The organism is Bordetella genomosp. 13, from assembly GCF_002119665.1.
Taxonomy (GTDB): domain Bacteria; phylum Pseudomonadota; class Gammaproteobacteria; order Burkholderiales; family Burkholderiaceae_B; genus Bordetella.
Map to the genome: position 1 here is coordinate 5,052,251 of NZ_CP021111.1, position 11,919 is coordinate 5,064,169.

Here is an 11,919-nt window from a genome sequence, read left to right on the forward strand (position 1 = left end):
CGATGTCGCTCGCCAGGCCACCGCGGCGGCCTGGCGGGCAATGCCTTCAGTTGGGCGTGATGCCGGCGTCCTTGATGACGCCGGCCCAGCGCGTCATTTCGCGCGCCACCATCTCGTCCGTTTGCGAGGGCGTGGAGATCCATGCCTCGAAACCTTCTCGCTGCAGCCGCTGGGCCATCTCGGGCGTGCGCAGCGCCTGGGCCAGCTTGGCGTTCAGGGTGTCCAGCACCGCGGGAGGCGTGCCGGCCGGCGCGCTGACCACGAACCAGGTGTTGAACTCGTAGCCGGGCAGGCCCGACTCCGCGATGGTGGGCACCTCGGGCAGCAGCGGCGAACGGGTCTTGCCCGTCACGCCCAGCGCCTTCAGCTTGCCGCCGTCGACCTGCGGCTTGGCGGCCGACAGCACCGGAAAGCTCATCTGCACCTGGCCGCTGATGGTGTCCAGCATGGCCGGCCCGCCGCCCTTGTAGGGCACGTGCATGATCTGTGTCTTCGACACGGTCTTGAACAGTTCGGCCGCCATGTGGAAGGTGCTGCCCGTGCCCGCAGAGCCGAAGCTCAACTCATTGGCGGGCCGCGCGCGCACGTACGCCAGCAGCTCCGCCACGTTGTTCACGGGCAGGCTGTTGGTCACCGTCAGCACGTGCTGCGACGTCGCCACCGTGCCGACCGAACGCAGGTCCTTCAGCGTGTCGAACGGCATGTCCTTGAACAGCGACGGATTGATCGCCAGCGACATGGTGTTGATGGCCAGCGTGTAGCCGTCGGGCTGGGCGCGCGCCACGGCGGCCATGCCGATATTTCCCGACGCGCCGGCGCGGTTCTCCACCACCACGGTCTGGCCCAGGGCCTTGCCCCAGGCATCAGAGATGAGCCGCGCGGTGATGTCCACGCTGCCGCCGGGCGCGAACGGCGCGACCAGGGTAATGGGCCGCTGCGGGAAAGCCTGCGCCACGGCGGAACCGGGCGCGGCGATGAGCAGCGCCGCGGACGCACAGCCGGCCGCCAGCATGGCGCGCCGCACACCCCGAGGCATAAACGTTAAAGATGTGGGATTGGAAATCATGCCGTTGTCTCCTTTTTCTGGATGGCCGCCGATCTGCGCGGCGGTTGTGTTTGATGCCAGCCCAGTTTATATCCCCATTCCATTCTTATAATTAACGGCGATATAAAGTTTTATTCACTCCAATTTAATAATCACCTCAGGCATCCGGCATATGGACGGGGTATCCGATCTCGCCTTCTTCTCCTTGCTGGTCCGCCACGGCAACCTGTCCGCCGCCGCGCGGGAACTGGGCATCACGCCGCCGGCGGTCAGCACGCGCCTGGCCAACCTGGAACGGCGGCTGGGCGTGCGCCTGCTGAATCGCACCACTCGTCGGGTCAGCGTCACGCACGAGGGCGAGGTCTATCTTGCTGGCAGCGGCCGCATCCTGGCCGAACTCGAAGCGCTGGAACGCAGTGTGGCAAGCACGCGCGCCCAGCCCAAGGGCCTGCTGCGGCTCAACGCCACGTTCGGCTTCGGGCGCACGCATATCGTGCCGGCCGTTTCCGATTTCGTGCGGCAATACCCCGAGGTCGAAGTGCAGATGCACCTGACCGACCGCCCCATCAACCTGCTGGACGAGCGCTTCGACGTGGGGGTGCGCTTCGGAGAGATGCCCGACGCCAGGCTGACCGCCCGCAAGCTGGCCTCCAACAGGCGGCTGCTGTGCGCGTCGCCGCGCTATCTGCAGGCCCACGGCGAGCCGCGCACGCCGGGCGATCTGGCGCGGCACCGCTGCATCGTGGTGCGCGAGGACAACATGGCCTACGGCACCTGGCACCTGCGCTCGGGCCAGCGCAGCGAGACCGTGAAAGTGCGCAGCGCGCTCAGTTCGAACGACGGCCAGAGCGCACTGCAATGGGCGCTGTCCGGCCACGGCATCGTGATGCGCTCGGAATGGGAGACGGCCGCGCATCTGCGCACCGGCCAGTTGCGCGAGGTGCTGCCCGACTGGGCGACCCCGCCCGCTGACATCTACGCGCTGTATCCCGAGCGGCTGAACCTGCCTGCCAAGACGATCGCGTTCGTCGATTTCCTGTCGCAGCGGTTCAAGGATCACCTGCAAAGGAGCGCTTGGAACGCCATGGTGTGGTAACGCGTCCGCCAGCGCCGCGGATAAGGAACCCTGCCATATTACAATTCGTTTCATGCGCTGGAGCCGCCGGCGCGCCGGAGATTTTCTCGTGCGATATCTCATCAGTTTCGCCGCGCTCTTCGTCATGGGCATTTGTCAGGCCCAGGAGCTGCGGATTGGCTCGGCGCTCGATTTCGCGCCCTATGCGTACAAGGCCGGAAACGAAGCCAAGGGATTCGAGGTCGATCTCGCGCGGGCGCTGTGCGTGCGTCTGCAGAAGACGTGCTCTATCACCGACGTCCCGTTCGATTCCCTGATTCCGCGCCTGCAAGCGGGGCAGATCGACCTGGTCATCAGCTCCTTGAGCCCGACGCCGGACAGGCGCGCGTCAGTGGCCTTCAGTCAGCCCTATGCGGTCGTCGACGGAAAGCCGGTGGCAATAGGCGCCCGCAAGGCGGACAGCCAACTGTTGAAGGACGTGGACACCGCGATTCAGTCCGTCGTTGCAAGCGGCGTTTACAAGCAGCTGGAGGCGCAATACTTTCCCAACGGACCGTCTCCGTCATCCGGGCTGTCGTTCAAGCCCGAGGCCGCCGAGCCTCGCAAGACCGATGCACGTGTGCAGGATCGCCAGGCTCGAGCGTATGCGCAGCCCGGCGCAGGCGCCGTCGCTTCGCCGGTCTGCGCTCGGGTACGACGCATACAGAGATTCGACAACGCAGGCAACGGCTCCATCGAAGAAGAGCCGATACACCGGTGGTATATGTTCCGGCATCCCGCAGGTTCGACCCTGGACGTATCGGGCGCCATCATCTCGGTGGACACGCTTCCCGCGCCACCGCCCGACCGGCCGGACATGAAGCACTTCAATATTCCCAGGTACTCCGTGCCCACGCCGTTGCAGGAAAGCGATCTGGACCGGCTGACCGTGCAGGACTGGTCCACCGTCAAACAGGTCTACACGCGGGCAAAACAGGATCAGTTGGATAGATGGCGAAGTGCCTCGAACACAGACGGCAATCCTGCCTGGGAGAACATGCGGCGCTACCAGATGCGCGCGGTCGAAATGACCATGGCCACGGATACCGCGTTGATCGACTGCTATCTGGCTGCAGCGGGAAAGCGCGCACCGGCCCAGGACACCGTACTGGCGGACAAGCGCCAGGCGCAACGACTGGCTCTGCTCAAGAAGGCATACCCCGAGAGCCACGGTCTGCCTCCCGGGTCGGAACTGGATCGCCTCAGCGCCACCTACCAGTACGCGTTCGAAGTGGTCATCGAGGCAGAGCGTCGCAACGCGCAGAAGAATGGAAACGGCCCGCGCAACAAAGAGATCGTCCCGCGCCTGGAAAACTGCCTGAAAGCCGTGGATATTCGCGAAGACTCGACCGTACGCGGAATGTACTGGTATTCGATCGAGAACCTGTGCGCCCAACCGGTCCGGGCATTCTGGTGCGAAGGGTCAGGCTGCAAGAAAGTGAATCTGGCCGCTGACATAGAAGCAAAGGGCAAAAGACAAAGCTGGATGCCGCGCGCCAAGTCGGCGTCGGGCGTGAAGTTCCATGGCCTTGCATGCCCGCTGCAGTCCAATGGCAGGACTGTCTATTTCGACAACGCCAGGAACCAGTGTTACGTCAACCCTGGGCAATCGCCCCTGCCATCGAACCAATAAAAAAGCGGACCGCAGGTCCGCTTATTTCGCCCGCCGCAACGCGGCGGGCAGTTCGCATGAAGAGCCTCAGGCTGCGCGCTTGAGCGCCTGCACCTTGTCGGTGGCTTCCCACGAGAACTCGGGCTCGCTGCGGCCGAAGTGGCCGTAGGCGGCGGTCTTGCTGTAGATGGGACGCAGCAGATCGAGCATGTTCACGATGCCCTTGGGACGCAGGTCGAAGTGCTCGCGCACCAGCTTGGCGATCTGGTCGTCGGGGATCACGCCGGTGCCCTCGGTGTACACCGTGATGTTGATGGGCTCGGCCACGCCGATGGCGTAGCTGACCTGCACCTGGCACTGGCGGGCCAGGCCGGCGGCCACCACGTTCTTGGCCACGTAGCGCGCCGCGTAGGCGGCCGAACGGTCTACCTTGGAGGGGTCCTTGCCCGAGAAAGCGCCGCCGCCGTGCGGGCACGCGCCGCCGTAGGTGTCGACGATGATCTTGCGACCCGTCAGGCCGCAGTCGCCTTGCGGGCCGCCGATGACGAAGCGGCCGGTGGGGTTCACCAGGAACTTGGTCTTGGGCGTGATCAGGCCTTCGGGGAAGCACGGCCTGATGATGTCTTCGATGACGGCTTCGCGGATCGTCTCTTGGGTGATCTCGGGCGCGTGCTGCGTGGACAGCACCACCGTGTCGACCTCGACCGGGCGGCCGTCGACGTAGCGGAAAGTGACCTGCGACTTGGCGTCGGGGCGCAGCCACGGCAGGCGGCCGTCCTTGCGCAGTTCGCTCTGGCGCTGCACCAGGCGGTGCGAATACCAGATCGGAGCGGGCATCAGGTCGGGCGTTTCGTCGCAGGCGTAGCCGAACATCAGGCCCTGGTCGCCGGCGCCCTGGTTCAGGTAGTCCTCGGAGCTGCGGTCCACACCCTGCGCGATGTCGGGCGACTGCTTGTCGTACGCGACCAGCACGGCGCAGCCCTTGTAGTCGATGCCGTAGTCGGTGTTGTCGTAGCCGATGCGGCGGATCGTGTCGCGCGCGACCTGGATGTAGTCGACGTTGGCGGTCGTGGTGATCTCGCCGGCCAGCACCACCAGACCGGTGTTGCACAGGGTTTCAGCGGCCACACGCGCATTGGGGTCCTGGGTGAAGATGGCGTCCAGGATGGCGTCGGAGATCTGGTCGGCGACCTTGTCGGGGTGCCCTTCCGAGACGGATTCGGAGGTGAAGAGGAAATCGTTGTTGGCCACAGGTAGTCCTTTATGGCGCCGGCACCGTACCGGCACGCACACAGGTTGAACGGGCGCGCTGCGCCCCGGACCACAACCTGTAAGGACATCGATCTGGGCGCGACGCTTTAGCGGATTTGGCAGGCGGCGCCGTGGCGCTGCCTGCCGTCGCTCCGCAAGTTGTCGGTTAACTCGGCGACGCGGGTATTTTAGGCGAAAATACCGCCTTTGCCTGCCGCCGTCGATACGCCTTTTCGTGCCGCCCCTTTGCGCTGACGTCGGCTGCATGGCGCATCGCCCTCTACGTCCGTTGCCCCCCGCCGCATGCTGCTCTCCCTGGTCCGCCTGATCGCCGCCCTGCCCTTGCCTCTCCTGCATGCCGTTGGACGCCTTGCAGGACGGCTGGCCTATGCCTGGCCGGGCAAGTATCGCCAGCGCCTGCGGGCCAACGCGGCCCAGGCCGGCTATCCGGACGCGGCCTTCGCGCGCCGCGCGGCGGGCGAGGTCGGCGCCATGATGTTCGAACTGCCGCGCGTGTGGTTCCGCCACGAGGCCTGCATGCGGCAGGTGTCTTCCAGCGACGACCACATCGTCAAAGAGGCCCTGGCCGAAGGACGCGGCGTCCTGTTCCTCACGCCACACCTGGGCAGTTTCGACATCGTCGCGCGCTACACCGCGCAACTGCTGCCGCTGACGGTGATGTTCCGGCCGCCGCGCAAGGCCATCCTGGCGCCCGTGCTCGAGACGGCCCGCAACACCTCCAGCATCAAGGCCGTGCCCGCCACCATGCAGGGCGTGCGCGATTTCGTGCGCACGCTGCGGCGTGGCGAGGCGGTGGGCATGCTGCCCGACCAGGCGCCGGGCGTGGGCGACGGCGTGTGGGTGCCCTTCTTCGGGCGCATGGCCTACACCATGACGCTGCCCGGCAAGCTGGCCTCGCAGACCGGCGTGGCCGTCATCCTGTCCGCCGGCGAGCGGCTGCCAGGCGGACGCGGCTGGCGCGTGCACCACATGCGCGTGCCGGGTCCGCTGCCCGACGACCCGGTCGAGCAGGCCGCGCTGTTGAACAGCATCATGGAGCAGCTGATCCGGCGTTTTCCCCATCAATACCTGTGGGGCTACAACCGCTACAAGACGCCCCGCGGAGCTCCGCCCGCCCCCACCGGCACGGCGTCTGAAGCGCCGGCCTCCGAATCGCCGGCCGCATCGTTGCCGTCAGACGTCCAGTGACCGCTCCCACCACCATGTATTCCCTGAAGACTTGCGCGCTGACCGCGCTGCTGCGCTGGTTCGCCCGCATGAGCCCTGCAGGACGCCAGCGCGCGGGCGCCGTGCTCACCAGAATCGCGCTGCGCCTGGCCGGGCGGCGCGCGGGCATCGTGCGCCGCAATCTCGAACTGTGCTTTCCCGAACAGCCGGCCGAGGTGCGCGAACGCTGGCTGCGCGAGCACTTCCGCGCGCTGTGCCAGTCCATCGTCGACCGCGGCCTGCTGTGGTACGGCAGCCCCGAGGCCATCCGCGACACCGTGTCGCTGGAAGGCTTCGAGCAGGTAACTGAACTGCTGAAGCACCGTCCCGTGATCCTGCTGGCGCCGCACTTCACATCGCTGGACGCCGCGGCCACGCGCCTGACCATGGATTCGCCGTCGGGCGCCACCATGTACACGCCGCAGAGCGACCCGGCTATCGACGCCATCGTGCGGCAGGGCCGGGCCCGCTTCAACGAGGTGCACCTGGTCAATCGCAAGGACGGCGTGCGCGAGCTGATCCGCCACCTGCGCGAGCGACGGCCCGTCTATTACCTGCCCGACATGGACTTCGGCCGTGCCGGCTCCGTATTCGCGCCCTTCTTCGGCGTGCCTGCCGCTACGCTGCTGGCCACGGCCCAGCTGGCGCGCAAGTGGAACGCCGCGGTGGTGCCCATCATCGATTTCTGGGACCCCTCCACCGGCAAGTACCAGGTGCGCGTGCTGCCTCCGCTGGCCGACTTCCCTGGCGACGACAACGCCGAAGCGGCCACGGCCAGGCTGAACCGCGAGATCGAGGCCTGGGTAAGGCAATGTCCGCCCCAATACTATTGGGTGCATCGGCGGTTCAAGACGCGTCCCGAAGGCGAAGCCAAGCTGTACTGATCGGCCCGGCGCCATTCGCGCCGCATGTATTGAGCGATAATCCTGCGATGATCTGGAACTTCACCAAGATGCATGGCGCGGGCAACGACTTCGTCGTGCTCGACGGCGTGCGTCAAACCATCACCATGACGCCCGAGCGCGCCCGCGCCCTGGCCGACCGCCATTTCGGCGTGGGCGCCGACCAGATCCTGCTGGTTGAGCCCGCCACGCGCCCCGATGCCGACTTCCGCTATCGCATCTTCAACGCCGACGGCGGCGAGGTCGAGCACTGCGGCAATGGCGCGCGCTGCTTCGTGCGCTTCGTCCATGAACAGGGCCTGTCCGACCGCAACCCGCTACGCGCCGAGATCGCCACCGGCGTCATCGTGCTCGACGAAGGCGCCGACTCGCAGGTCACCGTCGACATGGGCCTCACCCGCTTCGAGCCCGATGCGCTGCCGTTCGACACCACCGGCCTGGCCTCGCGCACGCAACACCAGGACACGCTGTGGCAGCTGGAGCTCGACGCGCCCGCGGGCCTGCCGCGCCAGGTCGAGATCTCGCTGGTCGCCATCTCCAACCCGCACGCGGTGCAGGTGGTCGATGACGTCGACACCGCACCCGTCGGGCTCACCGGACCGCTGATCGAATCGCACGTGCGATTCGCCAAGCGGGTCAACGCGGGATTCATGCAGGTCATCGACCCGCACAACATCCGCCTGCGCGTCTACGAGCGCGGCGCCGGCGAGACGCTCGCCTGCGGCACCGGCGCATGCGCCGCGGTGGCGGCCGGCATCCGGCGCGGCCTCCTGGCCAGTCCGGTGCGCGTGCAGACGCGCGGCGGCGTGCTCACCATCGCATGGGACGGCGCCAACCTGCGCATGACCGGTCCCGCCGAGTCCGTCTATACCGGCAAGATCGACATCGACAAGCTGGTCTTCTCCCTGGCCCTGAACCGCTGATCCGCCCCGCAACCATGACGACCCCTTCCCAGACCGCGCAGGACATCGCCGCGTTCCTGCGCCAGCATCCCGAATTCTTCGACCAGCACGCCGAACTGTTCGCCACGCTGCGCGTGCCGCATCCGCACGGCGCGCAGACCATCTCGTTGGGCGAACGGCAGATACTCACGCTGCGAGAACGCGTGCGCGAGCTCGAATGGCGCATCAACGAAATGGTGCGCAACGCCACGACCAACGAGACCATCGGAAGCCAGATCGCACAATGGAGCCGGCGCCTGGTGGCCGAGCCCGATGCGCAGCTGCTGCCCGGCGTCATCGCGATGGGCCTGGCCGAGCAGTTCAACGTCGACCACGTGGCGCTGCGCCTGTGGAACCTGCCCGGACTGCAAGCCGATCACGGCTATGGCGAACCGGCGTCGGAAGACGTGCGCACGTTCGCCGACAGCCTGAAGGCGCCTTATTGCGGCAACGACACCGAGTTCGAGGCCGCGTCATGGCTGGACGCCCGGCCGCGCTCGCTGGCGCTGATCGCGCTGCGCCCGTCCGACGACGCCGCCAGCATCGGGCTGCTGGTCCTGGGTTCGGATGATCCCGCGCGCTTTGATCCCGAGATGGGCACCGCCTTCCTCGAATCGATCGGCAGGCTGGCCTCGGCTGCGCTGAACCGGCTGGCCGCACCAGCCGCCGCCTGATACCGCCCGGCGCCACGCCGCAGCCGCCATGAACGACGCGCCCGACGCCCTGCCCGATCCCATGCAGGCCTGGCTACGGCATCTGCAGGCCAACCGGCGCTATGCAGGCCATACGCTGGACGGCTACGCGCGCGACCTGCGCCGATTGGCCGAGATGGCCAGGCAGGCCGGCCTTCCCCCCGACCGTCTATCCAACGGCCATATCCGGCAGTTCGTGGCACGGCTGCACGGCCAGGGCCTGGGTCCGCGCAGCCTGGCGCGCCTGCTGGCGGCATGGCGCGGCTTTTACCAGTGGTGGGCGCCGACGGCCGGCATGCCCGGCAATCCCGCGGCCGGTGTGCGCGCCCCCAAGGCGCCGCGCGGCCTGCCCAAGGCCCTGTCCGTCGAACAGGCTCAGGGCCTGCTCGACCACGCAGCCGCGCATCCGTCCAGCGATCCCGCGCATGCCCGCGACACCGCCATGTTCGAGCTGTTCTATTCCAGCGGACTGCGGTTGTCGGAACTGACGGGCTTGGATCACCAGTACGTGCGCACGCCCGACTATGAATCGCGCGGCTGGCTGGATGCCGACGCCGCCGAGGTGACCGTGCTGGGCAAGGGCGGCAAGCGCCGCTCGGTGCCGGTCGGCAGCGCGGCCCTGGCCGCGTTGCGTCAATGGCTGCAGGTGCGCGGCCAACTGGCCGCATCGGGCACGCCCGACGATGCCGCGGCGCTGTTCGTCGGCGCGCGCGGCCGGCGCATCGCCCCGCGCGTGGTGCAGGCCCGACTGGCCGCGCTGGCGCAGGCGGCGGGCCTGCCCGCGCACGTGCACCCGCACGTGCTGCGCCACAGCTTCGCCAGCCACGTGCTGCAGTCGGCGCAAGACCTGCGCGCCGTGCAGGAGATGCTGGGCCACGCCAACATCTCGACCACCCAGATCTACACCCGGCTGGATTTCCAGCACCTGGCCAAGGCCTACGACCAGGCGCACCCGCGCGCCGGCCGCAAGTCCTGATCGGCCCGCGCGTCAGTACGTGGCGCGCACACCCAGCAGCACGCTGCGGCCGGCCAGCGGCGCCGCGCGCGAGATGAACGACGCGTGGTTGTAGGCCAGCTTGTCCAGCAGGTTGTTGCCGCGCAGGTAGACCTCGTAGTCCACCGCGCCCAGCCGCGTGCGATACGCCAGCGAGGCGTTGACCATGTCGTAGCCCGGCGTGCTTGACTCGTACGACGCGATGTCGTCCTGGCGGTACACGTGGTAGTACTCCACGCCCCCGGACCAGCGCTGCCAATGCGCATCGGCGCGCACGCCCAGGCGGGCCGCGGGAATGCGCGGCAGGTTGCCGTCGCCGCCGGTCAGCTTGCCGCGCACGTAGTCGCCGAATACCGCCGCCGACAGCACGTTGGTGAAGCGATGCCGGATCTCGCCTTCCACGCCGACGAATTCCGCGTCATGCTGCGTGTACTCGATCAGGCGGAAATCCTCGTAGCGATCCAGCGTGTTCGCATAGATGTAGTTGCGGACGCGGTTGTGGAACGCACTGATGCTGAACGTCGTGTCGCCCGCATGCTTGCGCAACGTGAGGTCGATGTTGCGCGAGGTTTCCTTGTCCAGGTCGGGGTCGCCCAGTTCGTACGTGTTGGTGGCCAGGTGCACGCCGTCGGCGTACAGCTCCTGTGCGGATGGCAGGCGCTGCGAGCGCGACACCGACAGCGCCAGCGAGTATTGCGGCGCGAAGTCCCAGATGGCCGCCGCGGACAAGGACGTGGCCGACTTGTCGGATTCGCGCAGGTCGCCATCGGGGGTGACACGCTGCCAGTCCTGGCGCGCGCCGGCCTCGAAACGCCACTGGCCCAGGCGATATTCCTCGAGCACGAACAGGCCGGTGCCTCGGGTCTTGCTGCGCGGCAGGAAGGCCTCTTCGCCTTCGGCCCGGAAGTCGCTGTAGGAAGACTGCAGGCCCACGACGCCATGCAGTCCCATCCAGGGCTTGTGGGTCAGTTCCAGGCGCGCGTCGTAGCCACGATTCTTGAAGCGCGTGCCGACCTCGCCGCCTTCGATCTCGTCGTGCTGGTAGTCGGTAAGGCCGCCGCGGAAGCGAACTTTCTCGAAACCCGCGAACGGCTCGAGGTACTCGCCGCGCAGGTCCACGCGCTGACTGCGCAGCTTGACGTAGGGGACGGCGTGGTCGTGATCGTGGTCTTCGTGACCGTGTTCGTCGTGCCCCTCTTCCTCTTCGCCATGGTCGTGATCGTCATGCCCGCCGCAGTGCAGGTGCGTGCCATGGGGATGGCAGCTTTCGTATTCGTGGTTGTGACCGGGCAGGCCGTACTTGCTGTTCAGTGCGGTAAACGCCACGCCCACGTAGCCGCGCGGCCGGATCCACGACAACCCCACCGTGCCCTGCGAGGATTCGCTGTACGAACCCGCCAGCTTGCTTTCATCCCAATCGGGAACGCGATAGTCGCTGCTGCGCCGCTTGAGGCCTTCGACGCGCACGGCGAAGTCGCCGCTGCCGGCGGTGATGCCCGCCGCGCCCGTGCGCTCTTTGGTGCCCGTGGCGCCGCGCACCTCGACCTCGGCGTCCACGCCCTTGGCCGGCACTTCGGTGGGAATCTTGCGGTCCACCACGTTCACCACGCCGCCAATGGCGCCGCCGCCATACAGCAGCGTCGCCGGGCCGCGCAGCACCTCGATGCGCTCTGACAGCAGCGGCTCGACCGTCACGGCATGGTCGGGCGAAATGCTGGACGCATCCATTACCTCGGAGCCATCGGACAAGACCTTCACGCGCGGCGCGGTCTGGCCACGCACGACGGGACGCACGGCGCCCGAGCCGAACGTGTCGGCATGAACCCCCGGCAAGCCGTCCAGCGTGGCGCCCAGCGTGCCCTGCCGACGCAACATCAGTTCGTCGGCATCCAGCACCAGCGCGGGCAGGACCATGCTGTCGGCATCCAGCCCCAGCGGATTGGCCGAGACGGGCACGGGCGCGAGCGTGGTGACGGGCGTGGCATCTGGACCGGCAGGGGCAGCGACGCCGACCGGTGCGGCGGGGCTGACGGCCTGGGCGCCGGCATCGGCCAACGGCGCCAGCGCCACGGCCAGTGCCAAGCCGAGGCTGGAAGGACTGCGGTGCATGTGGGATTCCTCTTTCTGTTATGTTGTTTCAT

Annotated in this window: 10 protein-coding genes; 7 read left to right on the top strand and 3 right to left on the bottom strand. The window is 67.5% G+C overall.

Annotated elements, in window-relative coordinates:
- Positions 1-46: 46 nt before the first annotated feature.
- The gene (locus tag CAL15_RS22800) at positions 47-1,012 is read right to left on the bottom strand and encodes a tripartite tricarboxylate transporter substrate binding protein (protein ID WP_086080589.1); all 966 of its coding nucleotides are present in this window, start codon (positions 1,010-1,012) and stop codon (positions 47-49) included.
- A gap of 205 nt (positions 1,013-1,217) precedes the next feature.
- On the opposite strand from CAL15_RS22800, the gene CAL15_RS22805 reads away from it, so the two are divergent.
- The gene (locus CAL15_RS22805; RefSeq protein WP_086080590.1) at positions 1,218-2,141 is read left to right on the top strand and encodes a LysR family transcriptional regulator; all 924 of its coding nucleotides are present in this window, start codon (positions 1,218-1,220) and stop codon (positions 2,139-2,141) included.
- A gap of 88 nt (positions 2,142-2,229) precedes the next feature.
- The gene (locus tag CAL15_RS22810) at positions 2,230-3,792 is read left to right on the top strand and encodes a transporter substrate-binding domain-containing protein (RefSeq protein ID WP_157666719.1); all 1,563 of its coding nucleotides are present in this window, start codon (positions 2,230-2,232) and stop codon (positions 3,790-3,792) included.
- A gap of 66 nt (positions 3,793-3,858) precedes the next feature.
- Here the strand turns inward: CAL15_RS22810 and metK are convergent, their stop codons facing one another.
- Positions 3,859-5,022, bottom strand: coding sequence for a methionine adenosyltransferase (metK, locus tag CAL15_RS22815; RefSeq protein WP_086080592.1), 1,164 nt, complete (start codon positions 5,020-5,022; stop codon positions 3,859-3,861).
- A gap of 303 nt (positions 5,023-5,325) precedes the next feature.
- On the opposite strand from metK, the gene CAL15_RS22820 reads away from it, so the two are divergent.
- From CAL15_RS22820 to xerC, 5 genes are read left to right on the top strand one after another with little or no spacing between them, the layout of a single operon-like run.
- A complete protein-coding gene (locus tag CAL15_RS22820) occupies positions 5,326-6,231 on the top strand; it encodes a lysophospholipid acyltransferase family protein (protein WP_086080593.1) in 906 nt (301 codons plus the stop codon).
- A 14-nt stretch (positions 6,232-6,245) separates the two neighbouring features.
- The gene (locus CAL15_RS22825) at positions 6,246-7,133 is read left to right on the top strand and encodes a lysophospholipid acyltransferase family protein (protein WP_086081254.1); all 888 of its coding nucleotides are present in this window, start codon (positions 6,246-6,248) and stop codon (positions 7,131-7,133) included.
- 29 nt (positions 7,134-7,162) lie between these two features.
- On the top strand, positions 7,163-8,074 hold the full coding sequence (gene dapF, locus CAL15_RS22830) for a diaminopimelate epimerase (protein WP_086080594.1): 912 nt from the start codon (positions 7,163-7,165) through the stop codon (positions 8,072-8,074).
- A 14-nt stretch (positions 8,075-8,088) separates the two neighbouring features.
- The gene (locus CAL15_RS22835; RefSeq protein ID WP_086080595.1) at positions 8,089-8,766 is read left to right on the top strand and encodes a DUF484 family protein; all 678 of its coding nucleotides are present in this window, start codon (positions 8,089-8,091) and stop codon (positions 8,764-8,766) included.
- A 28-nt stretch (positions 8,767-8,794) separates the two neighbouring features.
- Complete coding sequence (gene xerC / locus CAL15_RS22840; protein ID WP_086080596.1) at positions 8,795-9,760, top strand: tyrosine recombinase XerC; 966 nt, start codon at positions 8,795-8,797, stop codon at positions 9,758-9,760.
- Positions 9,761-9,772: 12 nt separating this feature from the next.
- On the opposite strand, the gene CAL15_RS22845 is transcribed toward xerC, so the two are convergent.
- Positions 9,773-11,887 (bottom strand): TonB-dependent receptor domain-containing protein, encoded by a 2,115-nt coding sequence (locus CAL15_RS22845; RefSeq protein ID WP_086080597.1) that lies wholly within the window; start codon positions 11,885-11,887, stop codon positions 9,773-9,775.
- Positions 11,888-11,919 lie beyond the last annotated feature (32 nt).

Coding starts and splice junctions, on each gene's coding strand:
- CAL15_RS22825 (WP_086081254.1), top strand. CDS start 6,246: ATGTATTCCCTGAAGACTTGCGCGCTGACCGCGCTGCTGCGCTGGTTC.
- xerC (WP_086080596.1), top strand. CDS start 8,795: ATGAACGACGCGCCCGACGCCCTGCCCGATCCCATGCAGGCCTGGCTA.
- CAL15_RS22820 (WP_086080593.1), top strand. CDS start 5,326: ATGCTGCTCTCCCTGGTCCGCCTGATCGCCGCCCTGCCCTTGCCTCTC.
- CAL15_RS22805 (WP_086080590.1), top strand. CDS start 1,218: ATGGACGGGGTATCCGATCTCGCCTTCTTCTCCTTGCTGGTCCGCCAC.
- CAL15_RS22800 (WP_086080589.1), bottom strand. CDS start 1,012: ATGCTGGCGGCCGGCTGTGCGTCCGCGGCGCTGCTCATCGCCGCGCCC.
- CAL15_RS22845 (WP_086080597.1), bottom strand. CDS start 11,887: ATGCACCGCAGTCCTTCCAGCCTCGGCTTGGCACTGGCCGTGGCGCTG.
- CAL15_RS22835 (WP_086080595.1), top strand. CDS start 8,089: ATGACGACCCCTTCCCAGACCGCGCAGGACATCGCCGCGTTCCTGCGC.